General features: G+C 66.7%; 12 protein-coding genes and 1 pseudogene. 6 read left to right on the plus strand and 7 right to left on the minus strand.

Features of this window, described 5'->3' with window-relative positions:
* Positions 1-30: 30 nt before the first annotated feature.
* Together coxB and O8I58_RS10475 are read right to left on the minus strand one after the other, a co-directional pair.
* A complete protein-coding gene (gene coxB, locus O8I58_RS10470; RefSeq protein ID WP_298315382.1) occupies positions 31-978 on the minus strand; it encodes a cytochrome c oxidase subunit II in 948 nt (315 codons plus the stop codon).
* A 27-nt stretch (positions 979-1005) separates the two neighbouring features.
* Positions 1006-1479 (minus strand): DUF2244 domain-containing protein, encoded by a 474-nt coding sequence (locus tag O8I58_RS10475; RefSeq protein ID WP_298315385.1) that lies wholly within the window; start codon positions 1477-1479, stop codon positions 1006-1008.
* Between the two features lie 464 nt (positions 1480-1943).
* Here O8I58_RS10475 and O8I58_RS10480 point away from each other — a divergent pair, with 464 nt between their 5' ends.
* Positions 1944-3140 carry a GGDEF domain-containing protein gene (locus O8I58_RS10480; protein WP_298315390.1) on the plus strand — a complete coding sequence of 399 codons (1197 nt, stop codon included), beginning with the start codon at positions 1944-1946 and terminating at the stop codon, positions 3138-3140.
* An 85-nt stretch (positions 3141-3225) separates the two neighbouring features.
* Here the strand turns inward: O8I58_RS10480 and O8I58_RS10485 are convergent, their stop codons facing one another.
* Positions 3226-4575, minus strand: a complete 1350-nt coding sequence (locus O8I58_RS10485) for an outer membrane protein transport protein (protein WP_298315392.1) — start codon at positions 4573-4575, stop codon at positions 3226-3228.
* Positions 4576-4797: 222 nt separating this feature from the next.
* On the opposite strand from O8I58_RS10485, the pseudogene O8I58_RS10490 reads away from it, so the two are divergent.
* From O8I58_RS10490 to O8I58_RS10500, 3 genes and pseudogenes are all read left to right on the plus strand, one after another.
* Positions 4798-5491: pseudogene (locus tag O8I58_RS10490) on the plus strand (rhomboid family intramembrane serine protease).
* Between the two features lie 73 nt (positions 5492-5564).
* Positions 5565-5888: a DUF1820 family protein gene (locus O8I58_RS10495; RefSeq protein ID WP_298315396.1), complete on the plus strand. Its 324-nt coding sequence runs from the start codon at positions 5565-5567 to the stop codon at positions 5886-5888.
* A 5-nt stretch (positions 5889-5893) separates the two neighbouring features.
* Positions 5894-6883, plus strand: a complete 990-nt coding sequence (locus O8I58_RS10500) for a D-2-hydroxyacid dehydrogenase family protein (protein WP_298322903.1) — start codon at positions 5894-5896, stop codon at positions 6881-6883.
* Positions 6884-6914: 31 nt separating this feature from the next.
* Here O8I58_RS10500 and O8I58_RS10505 read toward each other — a convergent pair whose 3' ends face one another.
* The 3 genes from O8I58_RS10505 to gpmI all read right to left on the minus strand — a co-directional run bounded on the left by O8I58_RS10505 (position 6915) and on the right by gpmI (position 11381).
* Positions 6915-8429: a S41 family peptidase gene (locus O8I58_RS10505; RefSeq protein ID WP_345781307.1), complete on the minus strand. Its 1515-nt coding sequence runs from the start codon at positions 8427-8429 to the stop codon at positions 6915-6917.
* Positions 8430-8538: 109 nt separating this feature from the next.
* The gene (locus tag O8I58_RS10510) at positions 8539-9843 is read right to left on the minus strand and encodes a murein hydrolase activator EnvC family protein (RefSeq protein ID WP_298315399.1); all 1305 of its coding nucleotides are present in this window, start codon (positions 9841-9843) and stop codon (positions 8539-8541) included.
* Positions 9840-11381 (minus strand): 2,3-bisphosphoglycerate-independent phosphoglycerate mutase, encoded by a 1542-nt coding sequence (gene gpmI, locus O8I58_RS10515; RefSeq protein WP_298315402.1) that lies wholly within the window; start codon positions 11379-11381, stop codon positions 9840-9842. Before gpmI ends, O8I58_RS10510 begins: the two co-directional genes overlap by 4 nt.
* Before the next feature lie 141 nt (positions 11382-11522).
* Between gpmI and O8I58_RS10520 the strand changes: the two genes are divergently transcribed.
* The gene (locus tag O8I58_RS10520) at positions 11523-12203 is read left to right on the plus strand and encodes a DUF4097 family beta strand repeat-containing protein (protein WP_298315406.1); all 681 of its coding nucleotides are present in this window, start codon (positions 11523-11525) and stop codon (positions 12201-12203) included.
* A gap of 94 nt (positions 12204-12297) precedes the next feature.
* Entirely contained in the window at positions 12298-14025 is a 1728-nt protein-coding gene (locus O8I58_RS10525; protein ID WP_298315408.1) for a M28 family metallopeptidase, read from the plus strand.
* 123 nt (positions 14026-14148) lie between these two features.
* Here the strand turns inward: O8I58_RS10525 and O8I58_RS10530 are convergent, their stop codons facing one another.
* Positions 14149-14910, minus strand: coding sequence for a nuclear transport factor 2 family protein (locus tag O8I58_RS10530; protein WP_298315411.1), 762 nt, complete (start codon positions 14908-14910; stop codon positions 14149-14151).
* Positions 14911-15037 lie beyond the last annotated feature (127 nt).

Here is a 15037-nt window from a genome sequence, read left to right on the forward strand (position 1 = left end):
TTCCTCGAAAGCAGCGATGTGGCGGAAAGATCAGGCCTGCGGAGACGCGGGCGCTGCTTCAGTGGTGGGCGTGACGCTGGCGCTGCTGTCAGCGGGCGCGGCTTGTTCGGGCGTGGCATCCGGCGCAGGCGAACCCTCGACCGGTGCCGGCGACACCGGGGCGACCGGCTTCTGCGCGGCCAGCCACTGCTGGAATTCGGCCTTGGACACCGCGCGCACCACGATCGGCATGAAGCCGTGGTCCTTGCCGCACAGTTCGGCGCACTGGCCACGATAGACGCCGGGTTCTTCGATATTCGTCCAGGCTTCGTTGATCAGGCCCGGGATCGCGTCCTGCTTCCAGCCCAGCGCCGGCACCCACCAGGAATGGATGACATCGTCGGCGGTGATCACGAAGCGGATCTTGGTATCCACCGGCAGCACCAGCGGATGATCCACGTCCAGCAGGTAATGCGGATTGGTCGCGGCGGTCGGCACCTTGCCGGACTGGCGCATGCGATCCGAATCACGGTCCAGGCGGCTGGTGAATTCCACGCCCTGGCCCAGGTATTCGTACTTCCACATCCACTGGTAGCCGGTGACCTTGATGGTCATTTCCGAATCGCGGGTGTCGTACATCGCGATCAGCTTGGCCGTGGCCGGCCACGCCATCACCACCAGGATGATGATCGGGACGATGGTCCAGATCAGCTCGGCCGTGGTGTTGTGGCTGAACTGGGCGGCGACCGCGCCCTTGGACTTGCGGAACTTGAACATCGCATAGCCCATCGCGCCGAACACGATCACGCCGATGACCACGCAGACCCACAGCGCCACCATGTGCGCCTCATAGGCCATCCGGGCGGTATGGGTCACGCCCTTGCCCATGTTGAGCTGCCATTCCCTGGGATCGGCCTGCTGTGCCAGCGCCATCCTGGGAAGTCCTGCCAGTGCCAGCAGTACACCAACGTGCCTGCACCAAGCCTTCAGTTGCGTCATTGCCTAGACCCCACCCAGTGTCATCGGTCACGGCCGCAGCGCGGCCGCCAGTAAAGCGCGTAACTGTGTTGCCAACTGCTTGCGTTCGTCCGGACCCAGAAGCGCTCCCACCTCCACATGCCGGCCGCTGGAAGAAAGCGTGATCCGTTCGCCCTCGCCGCCCACGCCCAGCCGCACCCAGTAGGGATGGGCCCGGAACGCGGGTGCAGGCTGCGCTGACCGCCGCACCTCCACCAGTTCCGGGCCGATCGCGATCACTTCATCGCGCTGCCCGGATATCCATGCCGCCCGCAACGCCAGCCCGACCAGAGCGCTGTGCAGCACGGCGAACAGGGGCGCAAAGACATTGCCAGCCCACCAGCCCACCGCGGCCGCACCCAACATCAGGGCCGAACAGGCCGCGAACAGCTGCATGAACTGGGATGCATCGAGCGCCCTGGGTGGTCGCAGCGTCAGCTGCGTCCCCCGTCCCTCCGGGCCTTGATGCATCACCTCGATCATGTCGCCGCCCCGCACCTGTCACGCTGCGGAAAACGCCTGAATGGTAGCTGCGGGGGGCCACCCCGGCAACCGAGCGATTTTTGTGCAAACGCACATAAACGCTGCACGCTCAGGCATTTGCCGAGGGTCCGGCGCCGGCGCGAAGCCCGCCTGAGTGCGCTGACACCACGCCCACGGGCACCGATCGCCCGCGCGGGGATTCGCGGCGCCAACGGGATCGCCGCGAGACACACATTCCGGCACGTCCGGCCATTGCACCAAAGATGGAGGCCGACGCACGACGCAATGGCGGTGTCCGGGTGGGTGACGCGCCACGGCCAATCGCCACTATTCTCGCCACTGCACCGAAAGCCAGGTTGGCGACGACACGCCGCATCATCGGAGAAGCGTGCCGTCGCGCGCGTCAGCCTCAGCGCCGAACAGGCTGGCATGTTCCTTGCGTGATATGTCGATCACAGCAGTCGATGTCGCATGCCATACCGTCCGCAGTGGGGGGCAAGACCATGACCAACTCGGTGTTTTTCAGCCTGATCAGCGATTGCACGCTGTCGGTCGTGCTGTTTTTCCTGTTCCTGTACGTCGCCCGGATCTCGCGCACGCTGTACGGCATCGGGACCTGGGGGGCGGCGCATCTGGCCTACACCCTGGGCGCAGCCACGATCGATGTCGCCACCGATGCCTTGCGGGCACGCGGCCATCTGGGCGCAGCCATGTTGGCGACCAACCTGGGCGGCATGATCGCCTGCGCGGGCATGACCGGACTGGCCTGGGCCGTGGTGCAGTTCGTCCAGCAGCGCCCGCTGCGTCGACGTGAGCTGGCATGGATGCCGCTGGCGCTGCTGTTGCCGGCAATCGCCTGGTGCATCCGCGGCACCCAGCATGCGCAGGGCGTGGCGCTGAGTGCGGTCGAGGTGCTGTCACTGCTGGTGATGATCTGGCAACTACGGACCTTGAACACCACGCCCGACCGGGTTCCAGCGCGATTGATGATGGCCGCCTGCATCCTGCTGGTCGGTATCTACAGCAGTGTGGTCCCAGGCTGGTTCAAGGGCCTGTTCGGCCTCGACGACATGTGGGTCAGCGCCGACCTGGCGCTGTGGTTCATGCTCAATTTCTGCATGCTGACCCTGACCAGCTTCCATGCGGCCGAAGCGCTGCGCCGCAGCGCCCTGATCGACCCGCTGACCGGCGCGCTCAACCGGCGTGGACTCAGCCATGGCCTGGACCAACGCCGTGCCCCGGGTGCCGCCGCAATACCCGAAGGCCTGGCGGTCCTGGCCCTGGACCTGGATCGCTTCAAGGCGATCAACGACCAGCACGGCCATCGCACGGGCGACCGCGTGCTGCAGGCATTTTCCGACACCGTGCGCCGCTGCATCCGCCAGGACGACTTGTTCGCACGCACCGGTGGCGAGGAGTTCGTGGTGGTGAGCGCGGGGCTGGATCGCGATGAAGCTGCACAGCTGGCCGAGCGCATCCGCCTGGCGACCGAACAGATGCAGCTCCCGCAGCATCCCGGCCTACATGTCGGCGTGAGCGTAGGCGCGGCCTGCACCGTCCGGCGCGTCGCGGTCAGCGACTTGATGGATCTGGCCGACCAGGCGCTGTACGCCGCCAAGCATGGCGGCCGCAATCGCGTGGAACTGCACGAAGCCGGCTGAGTCACGCACAAAAGAAACCCCGCACGAGGCGGGGCTTCTTCACTACACGCTTGAAGCACGCGTCGGCCGAAGCCGACGCGAAGGATCAGAACTTGTAGGTGTACGAACCCGCCAGGATGTCGCCGGACACGTCGAACGAGCCCGCCAGCGTGCTGGAGGTGACCGAGGTCTCGTCGACGGTCGGGTCGGAGGTGAACAGGTGGGTATAGCCCAGGTTCCACTCACTGCTCGGCGAGGAAGTCCAGGTCAGACCCAGCGACAGCCACCTGCGGGTGGTGTCCGGCACGCGCACGTCGCGATATTCCACCGTGGTCGGGGTCTGGTCATAGGCCAGGCCGCCGCGGAAGGTCAGCGCGTCGCTCAGCTTGTAGTCCGCACCGACCGAGACGAAGGTCGTGTCGCGGTAGTTGAACACCAGCGTGTTGTCGGCCTGGGCCGAGTCGAAGTCGACGGTGATCTTGTCGAACTTGCTCCACGCCGTGCGGGTCACGTCCGCCGCGATCAGCCAGTGGTCGTTGATGATGTGGGTGAAGCTGGCCGTGGCGGTGGCCGGCATGATGACCTTGGCGCTGCCACCGGTGTTGATGTACTGCCCCGCCGCGGCTACGGCCAGCACGGCCGCAGCCTGACCCGGGACGTCGAAGGTGGCCTTGCCGTTGTCGATCTTGTGGTCGACCTGCGAGCGGTAGGTCAGGCCGATGTGGGTGTTCTCATCGATGCTGAACAGGCCGCCCAGGGTGAAGCCCATATCGGTACTGTCGCCCTTGACGCGCGAGTAGCCGTCAGCGCTGCCTGGGGTGAAGCCCGGCACGCCCTGCGCATACAGCGCGGTGCCGAAGTCGATGGCGTTGCTCAGGTCCACGTCCAGGCGTTCGGCGAACACCGACGCACCGAAGGACACCCACGGATTGACGTCGTAGGAGAACGAGATGCCGGCGTCGATGGCCTGCAGCTCGGTCTTGATGCCCTGGTAGCGGCCAACCCAGTCGCGGTCGTATTCGGTCTTGAAGCCGTACGGCACGGTGAGCGAGGCACCCAGGTGCATGTTGTCGCCGATCGGGGTGGCGAAGTAGATCGAGGGAACGGCCGCGATCGTGCCGGCATTGCCGCCGTCGCCACCACTGATCGCCGAGCCGGTACCAGCACCGGTCGCACCGACGTAGTTGCCACTGCCCTTGAAATCGGCGCCGAAGCTGATCGCGCTGACGCCGACGGACAGCTGGCGACCTTCGAGCAGGCGCATCGCGGCCGGATTGTTCACAACGACCGCGGTATCACCCGGGGCGCTGGCCGAACCAGCGAACGCGCGGCCCTGGGCCTTGGCGCTGTTTTCCTTCAGCTGGAACGCCGCAGCATGGGCGTGGCCACTGAGAAGAACGCCTGCGACACCGGCGGCCAGCAAGGAAAGACGGAAAAGATTCTGGGAAGACAGCATTTGGATGATCTCCGGAAGACAATATTTGGAACTGCCCGCGTCGTCGCGCTTGGCACCGTCATCAATGACGGCACCCTGCGCGCCGGAAGCCCCTCCCGACATACGACGGCGTATGTCAGTATAACGATTCGGGCTAACGCAACCGTAACGTTCATATTGGCTTTTAGTCGGGTTCAGGCCAGCTCCTGTACACCCGCCTTCGCAATTGGATTGCCCTGACCCGTGTTCATTTCCACGCCTTCCCGCCGCAAGCCGACCGTCCGCTGGGCCACGCCCCTGCTGTTTGCGTTGCTATGGCTCGCCTTCCTGTGGGCGATCACGCGCTCGGCGGGCCTGTACCGCAATCTGCTGCTGGAATGGGGCGCCCTGACCGGCGGCCTGGATACACCGCAGGACTGGCTGCAGGGCTTCACCGATGGCTCGGTGCTGCGCCTGTTCACCGCCTTGTTCCTGCATGCCGACTGGGCCCACCTGCTGGGCAACCTGGTGTTCCTGCTGATCTTCGGTCTGCCCGCCGAACGCGCGATGCGGGCCGTGGCGCTTCCTGCTGCTGTTCCTGCTGGGCGGTGCGGTGTCGAACCTGGCCGCGGTGCTGGTGATCGGCACGCCGGACCGGGTGATCATCGGCGCCAGTGGCGCGGTCTCGGCCGTGATCGGCGCCTACCTGGCGCTGTTTCCCAATGCGAAGCTGGGCGTGGTGGTGCCGCTGGGCTTGTTCCTGCAGTTCGTCAAGGCGCCGGCCGCGGTGCTGATCGGGGTCTGGGCGATCCTGCAGGTGGTGTTCGCCTACAGCGGCCCGGCGTTCGGCGCGGTGGCCTGGTCCGCGCATCTGGCCGGCTTCGTGTTCGGCGTGGTGTTCGCGCTGTTCGTGCGGGCGGCCATCGCGCGGCGGATGCGACGCCGCCACGGCTACTGAGCCGGCAGCCGTGGGAAAATAGCGGTGCAGCCCCCACCTCGGCGGCATCACTTCGTCTTCCGAATCCCGCGCCATGTCCAAGCCACTCTACAAAGTGACCTTCCTCAACCACGGCAAGGTGTATGAGCTGTACGCGCGCCAGGTGGCTTCGTCCAACGCGTTGTGGGGCTTCACCGAAGTCGGTGAGCTGGTGTTCGACGTGCACGATGGCCTGGTCGTCGACCCGACCGAAGAACGGCTGCGCGAAGAATTCGGCAACACCCGCGTGCTGCACCTGCCGATGCAGAGCATCGTGCGCGTGGAGGAAGTGGAGAAGAAAGGCGTCAGCGCAATCCGCGATGCGGTCAGCGGCGAAAAAGTCGTCACCCCGTTCCCGATGCCGTCACGGCCGCGCTGATGCCGATGCGCGTCGTCATCCCCGATGACTACCAGCGCGCGAGTGCCGCCCTACCCGCCTTGCACGCGCAGGGCGATGGGCTGCAGATCGAGGTGCTCGGCGCATTGCCCGATGACTTCGAACAACGCATCGCGCTGCTGAAAGACGCGCAGGCGCTGGTGCTGATCCGCGAACGCACGCAGATCGATGCTGCGCTGCTCGCACACCTGCCACGGCTGCTGCTGATCAGCCAGACCGGCAAGATCGGCGCGCATGTCGATGTCACCGCCTGCACCGCACACGGCGTGGCCATTGCCGAAGGCGTGGGCTCGCCGATCGCACCGGCGGAACTGACCTGGGCGTTGATCATGGCCGCGATGCGGCGCCTGCCCGACTATGCCGCCGCGCTGCAAACCGGGCGCTGGCAGGACGTGGGCGATGCGCGCCTGGGGCGCACGCTGCACGGGCGCACGCTTGGCATCTGGAGCTACGGCAAGATCGGTCGACTGGTCGCAGGCTATGGCCGTGCATTCGGCATGCAGGTGCTGGTCTGGGGCGGCGACGCGGCACGTGCGGCGGCGCAGGCCGATGGTTATGCGATGGCACCGTCGTGCGAGGCACTGTTCGAACGCAGCGATGTGCTGACGCTACACCGGCGCCTGGTGCCAGGCACGCGCCATCAGCTCGATGGCGCACTGTTGTCACGCATGAAATCCGATGCACTGCTGGTCAACACCAGCCGTGCCGAACTGATCGCGCCCGGCGCATTGCTGGCGGCGCTCGATGCAGGTCACCCAGGCATGGCGGCGCTGGACGTGTTTGAACACGAGCCGGCCAAACCGCAGCACGAACCGTTGCTCTCGCACCCGCGCGTGCTGGCGATGCCGCACCTGGGTTACGTCGAGCAGGACAGCTACGCGCTGTACCTGGGCACCGCGCTGGACAACGTGCGCGCATTCGCGACCGGTACGCCGCAGAACATCCTCAATCCGGAAGCGCTGTCCGCGCACCGCTGAGCCACGGCGCGCGCAAGGGCAAGGGCAAGGCTTACTTGCCCGGCGATGTGGCCGGCGTGGGCGCGACGTCACCTGCAGGTGACGCAGGGTCGGCCGCTGCCGGCTTGGCCGGCACTCCTGCAGGCTTCTTCGCAACCGGCTTGGCCTTGGCCGCTGCAGCCTTGGCATCGACCGCCTTCTGCGCCGCCGCGACCGACCCCGGATGCTTCAGCTCGGCCAGCGCCTGCTCCACCGGCTTGTCACCATTGAGCACGTCGCCGGCGGTATAGCCTTCGGCGCCTTCCTGATCGCCATGCAGGTGGCCCGGCAGGTTGGCTTCGCTGTAATTGGCAAGTGAGGGCGGGAGTTCCTCGTTGCCGGCGTCGTCGGGTTTGAGCAGCACGTCCGGGACAATGCCGGTGGCCTGGATCGACTTGCCGCTGGGCGTGTAATAGCGCGCGGTAGTCAGCTTGACCGAGTCACCGTTGTCCAGCGGCAGCACGGTCTGCACCGAGCCCTTGCCGAAGGTGCGGCTGCCGATGATGCGCACGCGGTTGTTGTCGCGCAGCGCGCCGGCCAGCACCTCGGCCGCGCTGGCCGAGCCACCATCGACCAGTACCACGACCGGCACGCCGCCCAGGCGATCGCCGGGCGTGGCCTCGAACTTGGCGTCACTGATCGCGATGCGGCCCTTGGTGGTGACGATGGTGCCCTTCTCCAGCAGGTCGTCTGCAATCTGCACGGCCGCGGTCAGCAGGCCACCCGGATTGCTGCGCAGGTCCAGCACCACGCCCTTCAGCGCGCCCTTGGATTTGACCTCGTCCACGGCTTTCTGGAAGTCCGCGCCGGTGTCGGCCTGGAAGGCGCTGATGCGGATATAGCCATAGCCCGGCTCCAGCATGCGCGAACGCACGCTGGCCACGCGGATGGTCTCGCGGGTCAGCACCTTGTCGAAGGGCTTGGGGGTCTTCTCGCGGACGATGGTCAGGGTGACCTTGCTGCCGACCGGGCCGCGCAGCGGCTCCATCGAGTCTTTCATGCCGCCCAACGACTTGCCGTCGATGGCGATGATCAGGTCGCCGGACTGAATGCCGGCGCGCGCGGCCGGCGTGCCGTCGATGGGGGAAACCACCTGCAGCGAGCCATCCGGCTGGGCCAGCAACTCCACGCCGATGCCATCGTAGGCGCCGTTGGCCTGCTCGTCGAAATCCTTGGCGTCTTCCTTGTCCAGATAGGCGCTGTGCGGGTCCAGGTCCAGCAGCAGGCCGCGGATCGCCGAATGCATCAGCTTCTGGTCGTCAACCGGCTCCACGTAGGCCTGCTTGACCGCGTTGAAGACCGAGACGAAGCGGCGGATCTCGTCCAGCGGCACGTCGGATGGCGTGGATTCTGACGCGGACGGATCGTCACTGGAGCCGACCGGCTTGGCGTCGTCGGTGCCGGTATCTTCCTGCTGGGTGGCGGGCGCCTGCTGTTGCGAGGTGTCCTGCGTCGTGGGCGTGGCTTCCTGGGCCAATGCCGGCGCGATGGCCAGCAGCAGGGACGACAGCAACAGGGACACACGCATGCGGCAACTCCGGGTGGATCGTGGGGACAGGTGCGGCTCGATTATGCGCGAAGCCAGGCTAAAACCTTGTTCCTGGCCACAAGGCCCGCACTTCCCCCTCGTCAGCGGCTTAGCGCCGCTGCAACCAGGACGACGGATCCACCGGCGAGCCGCCCTTGCGCAGTTCGAAGTAAAGCGCCGGAGTGCCCCAGCCGCCGGAACTGCCGACCTTGGCCACCGCTTCGCCCTTCTTCACCGTGTCGCCGGCATCGCGCAGCAGCGATTCGTTGTGCGCGTACAGGCTCATGTAGCCGTTGCCGTGGTCGATGATCAGGATCAGGCCGTAGCCGGTCATCCATTCGGAGAACACCACGGTGCCGTCGGCCACCGCGCTCACGGTGCTGCCGACCGGCGCACCGATCAACACGCCCTGGCTGGCGCGGCCGTCGGGCAGCTGCCCACCGAAGCGCGCCAGCAGGTTGCCCGATGCCGGCCAGCCCAGGCCACCCACTTTCAGCGCCGGCCCGGTTGCGACCTTGGGCGGCGGAGGCGGTGGCGCCTTGCGTGGCGGCGGTGCGGGACGGCCTTCGGCCAACGCTTCCTCGCGATCTTTCTGCGCCTGTTCGCGCGCGGCGGTTTCGCGTGCCGCTTCTTCGCGACGGGCGCGTTCGGCGGCGGCGCGGCGTTCGGCTTCGGCCCGTGCAGCGGCGGCACGCAGGTTGGCGAGCAGGGTTTCCAGCGCCTTGGCGTCGCGACCCAGCGCCTGGGCACGGTCACCGCGGTCTTCGTAACGCTCGTCCAGCTGGGCGACCAGCTTGGCCTGGCTGCCGCGGTCGCGCTTGAGCTGGGCGACCTGGGTCTGCTGCTGCTGGTGCGTAGCCTGCAGCGCGGCGCGACGGGTTTCGATTTCCGCTTCCAGCGTGCGCAATTCCTCCAACTGGCCGGTCAGCGCGTCGATGCGATGGGCGACATCGCCCTGCACGTAGCGGTGATAGACCATCGCCCGGTTCGCATCGGCCACCTTGTCCTGCGACAGCAGCACTTTCAGCGGTGCGTTGCTGCCAGTCATGTAGGCGGCGCGCACCAGCTGCGACAGCTCCTTGCGCTGCCCGGACAGATGCTGCTGCATGGCGTCACGTTTGGCCTGCAGTTCGGCCAGGGCCGCGGCCTCCTTCTGCAGCGCGGCCTGGGTCTGGGCCAGCTTGCGACTGCTGCTGCCGACCTGTTCATCGGCCGCGCGCAGCTGGCGCGACGCTTCGCCGCGCTGGCCTTCCAGGTCGCGGCGTTCGGCGGCCACGCTCTTGAGTTCCTTGCGGATGCCTTCGAGCTTCTTCTGCGTCTCTTTCTGGCTCTGCGCCAGGGCGATGCCACAGCCAGCCGTGGCCAGGGCCGCCAACAGCCCCAGCCTCACCTTGCGCAGCAGCACCGGCTTCATTCGGAGAACAGACTCACGCCGGTCATTTCGGCCGGCTTGGGCAGGCCGAGCAGGTCCAGCAGGGTCGGGGCGACATCGCGCAGGGCGCCACCTGCGCGCAGGTGCACGTTGCTGCGCTCACCCAGGTAGACCAGAGGCACCGGGCCGACGGTGTGGGCGGTGTGCGGCTGGCCGGTCTTGGGATCAGCCATCATCTCCAGGTTGCCGTGGTCGGCGGTGATGATCATGGCGCCATGTGCGGCGCGCACGGCTGCTTCGACTTTTCCGATCGCCACGTCGACCGCCTCGGCGGCCTGAATGGCCGCTTCCAGGATGCCGCTGTGACCGACCATGTCCGGGTTGGCCAGGTTGCAGATGATCACGTCGAAATTGCCGGAGCCGATCGCGTCGACCAGCTTGTCGGTGACTTCCGGCGCGCTCATTTCCGGCTGCAGGTCATAGGTGGCGACCTTGGGACTGGGCACCAGGATGCGCTGCTCGCCGACGTATTCGTCTTCGCGCCCGCCGCTGAAGAAGAACGTCACGTGCGCGTACTTCTCGGTTTCGGCGATGCGCAACTGGGTGAGGTGGTGCTCGGCCAGCAGTTCGCCCAGGGTGTGCTTGAGGTCGTCCGGGCCGAAGGCCACGTGCGCCGGCAGCTTGGCGTCGTACTCACTCATGCAGACGAAACGCGCCAGCTTCGGCTTGCGTGCTTCAAAGCCGTCGAAGGATGGCGACACGAACGCGCCGGTCAGCTGGCGGGCGCGGTCGGCGCGGAAGTTGAAGAAGATCACCGCATCGCCATCGGCCATCGGCGTGGCGCCGTCGATCACGGTCGGCAGCACGAATTCGTCATTCTCGCCGCGTGCATAGGCCGCGGCCAGCGCTTCCACGCCCGAGGCCGCGGTGAACTCACCCTTGGCTTCGACCATCGCGTCCCACGCCTTGCGCAGGCGATCCCAACGCTTGTCGCGGTCCATGGCGTAGTAGCGGCCGGACACCGAGGCGATGTGCGCGTTGCCCAGTTCGGTGCACTTGGCCTGCAACTTTTCCAGGCTGGCTTGCGCCGAACGCGGCGGCATGTCGCGGCCGTCCAGGAAACCATGCACGGCGACCTTGGCCACGCCACGGCGCTTGGCCAGTTCCATCAGCGCGAACAGGTGCTGCTCGTGGCTGTGCACGCCACCCGGCGAAAGCAGGCCCATCAACTGCAGGGTGCCGCCATCGGCCTTGACCGCGTCGCAGGCGGCGACCAGTTCGGCGTTGTCGAAGAAGCTTCCATCCTCGATGGCCGCATCGATCCGGGTCAGGTCCTGGTAGACGACGCGACCGGCACCCAGGTTCATGTGACCCACTTCCGAATTGCCCATCTGCCCGTCCGGCAGGCCCACGTGGCGGCCCTCGGTGTGGATCAGCGTGTTGGGACAGGTCTTCAGCAGCCGCCGCCAGTTGGGCAGCGTGGCCTGGGCCACGGCATTGTCGGTCGGGTCTTCGCGATGGCCCCAGCCATCCAGGATCAGCAGGACGACGGGCTTGGGGCGCTGGACGGAATCGGGCACGGGCAGGGACTTCCTCGACGTAGGCAGGCGCCGATTGTAGCGGGCGCTGCCGTGACGGCCTGCATGCGGTTTCGCGCCGGTTTAAACCTTCGGCCGGCAGGCTGCATCCCACTGGGCATCCACCAACACGGAAACACCGCCATGACCGACCGAAACCGTCGCCTGCCCATCGTCGCCCTGAGCCTGGCCCTGGCCCTGGCCACCGGCAGCGCTGCCGCCCAGCAGTCCATCGACAAGGTGCTGGGCAGCATCACTGCGCAGGCCGGCCAGGCCTATGGCGACCTGGAGACCGTCAACGGCAGCATCAGCATCGAGACCGGCGCCACCACCAAGGATGCCGGCACCGTCAACGGCGGCATCAGCGTGGCCGACAAGGCCATCACCGGCGACCTGGAAACCGTCAACGGCAGCATCAAGCTGGGCCGCGACGTCACCGTCAACGGCAGCCTGGAGACGGTCAACGGCAGCGTCTTCGTCGACCGCGGCGGCAAGATCACCAAGGGCATCGAGAACGTCAACGGCTCCATCGGCATCGTCGGCACCGACCTGGGTGGCGGGATCGAAACGGTCAACGGCGACATCACCGTCGGCGCGGGCTCGCATGTGCGCGGCGGCATCAAGATCGAGAAGAACGAATCCTGGGGCAAGAAGAACCGCAACAACCGCGACCTGCGCGTGATCATCGGGCCGAACGCGGTGGTCGAAGGCGCACTGGTGTTCGAACGCCCGGTCAAGCTGTACGTGCACAGCAGCGCCAAAATCGGCAGCGTGACCGGCGCCACGCCGGTGGCCTACAGCGGCGATACCGCACCGACCGAATAAACCCGCTGTCGGCATGGACAGGTGCCCGCGGCATATGCCGCGGGCTCGGGCTGGCTAGAATCCCCGGTTCCTGACGCCACCCCAAGGAACCCGCATGTCCCGCAAGCTGCTGCTGGGCCTGGCCGCGCTGACCGCGCTGTCAGCCTGCAAGAAGCCCGAATCCCCGGAGGCGCCCGCCGCTTCCGCCCCCCCGTCGGAGACCGTCGCCGCGCCTGCCGCGCCACATGCCTTCGCCCCGGAGATCAACGCCGCCGACTTCGGCGAACTGGTCAAGACCCTGTCTTCGGATGCGCTCGAAGGCCGCGGCCCCGGCACCGCTGGCGAAGACAAGACCGTCGCCTACATCACCGGGCAGATGCAGCGGATCGGCCTGCAGCCAGGCAATCACGGCAGCTGGACCCAGGACGTATCGATGGTGGAAACCACCGCCGACCCGGGCACGGCCATCACCCTGACCGAAGGCGACGGCACCACCAAGGCGCTGGCGTTCGGTGACCAGATGGTGATCGGCACGCGCACCGGCAAGACCGAAGTGAAAGTCGACAACAGCGAGCTGGTGTTCGTCGGCTACGGCGTGGATGCGCCGGAACGCAAGTGGAACGACTACGGCAACGCCAAGAGCTGGAAGGGCAAGACCGTGGTGATGTTCGTCAATGACCCGGGTTTCCACGTCGACGACGCCACGCTGTTCGACGGCAAGAAGATGACCTACTACGGCCGCTGGACCTACAAGTTCGAAGAAGCCGCACGCAAGGGCGCCGACGCGGCGATCATCATCCATGACACCGCCGGCGCCAGTTACGGCTGGGACGTGGTCAAGAACTCCTGGTCCGGCGCGCAGTACGACCTGCCGTCCAGGGACGATCCCGAACCGCGCGTGCCTGCGCAGGGCTGGATCACCCAGGACGTGGCGCGCGAGCTGTTCGCCAAGGCCGGGCTGGACCTGGACCAGGCTTACAAGGACGCGTCCAGGCGCGGGTTCAAGCCGGTGTCGCTGAAGGCCAAGGTCTCCTTCGACCTGAAGAGCAGCATCAGCGAAAAACAGTCGCGCAACGTGATCGGCGTGCTGCCGGGCAGCGAGAAGCCGGACGAAGCCGTGCTGTACATGGCCCACTGGGACCACCTGGGCAAGCATGACAACGAAGACGGCGACAACATCTACAACGGCGCGGTCGACAACGCGACCGGCGTGGCCGGCATCCTGGAAGTCGCCGATGCGTTCGCCCACCAGACGCCGAAGCCGAAGCGTTCGGTGGTGTTCCTGGCGGTGACGCTGGAGGAATCGGGCCTGCTCGGCTCCAAGTATTACGTCGCGCACCCGACCTTCCCGCTCGACAAGATCGCCGGCGTGATCAACATCGATGCGATGTCGGTGGCCGGCAAGGCCAGGGACGTGACCGTCACCGGCTTCGGCGCCTCGCAGCTGGAGGACATCCTCAAGCCGCTGGCCGAGGCGCAGGGCCGCACGCTGCACGCCGAATCGGCGCCGCAGAGCGGCTTCTATTTCCGCTCGGATCATTTCAACTTCGCCAAGGCCGGCGTACCGGCACTGTACACCGACGGCGGCGAAGACCTGCTCGAAGGCGGCAAGGCGGCCGGCGAGGCCTACGCCAAGGACTACGGCGAGCACCGCTACCACTCACCGGCCGACGAATACGACCCGGCCACCTGGAAGCTCGACGGCACCGTGCAGGACCTGGACCTGCTCTACGGCGTGGGCAAGTCGCTGGCCAGCGATGGCCAGTGGCCCAACTGGTATGCCGGCAACCCGTTCAAGGCCGCGCGCGACAGGATGATGAAGGCACCGGCGACGGCGAAGTAACGCCTGGTCCAGCGTCGCCAAGCAATCAACACAGGCCCGCAGATCGCGGGCCTGTGCATTTTCCGAAGATCACCACGGCAGCTCCGGGATTCGGCGGCCGCCTGCGACCAGCGTCATGCTGGCTTATGGCACCCGCGGTGCGCGCTCGCTGACCACGCCAGCTTCGACGATCTCGAGATGCGTCGGCGGCGCATCGCCGACGCCATCGAAGACCACCTGCAAGTCCCGCTCGCGCGCGAAGAAGCGTCGTGGCGATGCCGCATACAGCGGTAAATGGAAATCCCCTGCCGTCAGCAGCAGATGCGTCCCCTCAACCGTGATCCTGGCAAGACCAGCGGCACGGGTGTCGTACCGGCCCACCAGTCGCTGCAACTGCCCGGCATCCAACGACAGCACTGGATCGGTCGCCCGGTAGGGAGCGGCCTGATGATCGAAGCTCATGATGCGATGCATGCGCCACTGCATATCCGGGCCACGCGTCCACACCGAGGAAAATCGTGCCGAACCGTCAAGGCGCTCAGGCTGCGGCAGGCGGGTCACCAGAAAACGATGCTGGCCGGTGATCAACGCGCCGGCATCGGCCAGCGGATAGACCTGCACACTTCCAGCCACCGCCTCGCGCCGCAAATGCATGCCTGGAGTACCGCAGGGCCCCGCAGCCAATGACTGCACCACGGCCGCGCGCGTGCTGGTGAGTCCGGTCTTGTCGTGCCAGAACTCAACGTCAGGCGTCAGCAACGCGCCCATCGCCGCCAGGTCGCAACGGTTGTAGGCCTCCCAGAATGCCGCGTCGGCCTGACGCACTGCCGCCAGTTCGTCTGGTGCAGTGGCGGGTGGCGCTGCGCGTGCATTGGCAACGCCGACCACGAACACCGCCAGCAGCATGGCGCCTCGAACGAGATGCATGGCTGGTACTCGAAGAAGGCCTGCATGCAGCGTGCGCCCGCGCCACATGCCAGGAATGGGCCAGAGGTCATGGCCTGGCGTCCGAGTGCGACAGCAAGCGCTAAGC

It is taken from the genome of Pseudoxanthomonas sp. (genome assembly GCF_027498035.1).
Classification (GTDB): Bacteria; Pseudomonadota; Gammaproteobacteria; order Xanthomonadales; family Xanthomonadaceae; genus Pseudoxanthomonas_A.

What these genes read in the sequence shown, in the direction of transcription:
- O8I58_RS10475 (WP_298315385.1), bottom strand. Translation starts at nt 1,479, where the DNA reads ATGATCGAGGTGATGCATCAAGGCCCGGAGGGACGGGGGACGCAGCTG.
- O8I58_RS10530 (WP_298315411.1), bottom strand. Translation starts at nt 14,910, where the DNA reads ATGCTGCTGGCGGTGTTCGTGGTCGGCGTTGCCAATGCACGCGCAGCG.
- O8I58_RS10525 (WP_298315408.1), top strand. Translation starts at nt 12,298, where the DNA reads ATGTCCCGCAAGCTGCTGCTGGGCCTGGCCGCGCTGACCGCGCTGTCA.
- O8I58_RS10480 (WP_298315390.1), top strand. Translation starts at nt 1,944, where the DNA reads ATGTCGCATGCCATACCGTCCGCAGTGGGGGGCAAGACCATGACCAAC.
- O8I58_RS10500 (WP_298322903.1), top strand. Translation starts at nt 5,894, where the DNA reads ATGCGCGTCGTCATCCCCGATGACTACCAGCGCGCGAGTGCCGCCCTA.
- O8I58_RS10505 (WP_345781307.1), bottom strand. Translation starts at nt 8,429, where the DNA reads ATGCGTGTGTCCCTGTTGCTGTCGTCCCTGCTGCTGGCCATCGCGCCG.
- O8I58_RS10485 (WP_298315392.1), bottom strand. Translation starts at nt 4,575, where the DNA reads ATGCTGTCTTCCCAGAATCTTTTCCGTCTTTCCTTGCTGGCCGCCGGT.
- O8I58_RS10495 (WP_298315396.1), top strand. Translation starts at nt 5,565, where the DNA reads ATGTCCAAGCCACTCTACAAAGTGACCTTCCTCAACCACGGCAAGGTG.
- coxB (WP_298315382.1), bottom strand. Translation starts at nt 978, where the DNA reads ATGACGCAACTGAAGGCTTGGTGCAGGCACGTTGGTGTACTGCTGGCA.
- O8I58_RS10520 (WP_298315406.1), top strand. Translation starts at nt 11,523, where the DNA reads ATGACCGACCGAAACCGTCGCCTGCCCATCGTCGCCCTGAGCCTGGCC.
- O8I58_RS10510 (WP_298315399.1), bottom strand. Translation starts at nt 9,843, where the DNA reads ATGAAGCCGGTGCTGCTGCGCAAGGTGAGGCTGGGGCTGTTGGCGGCC.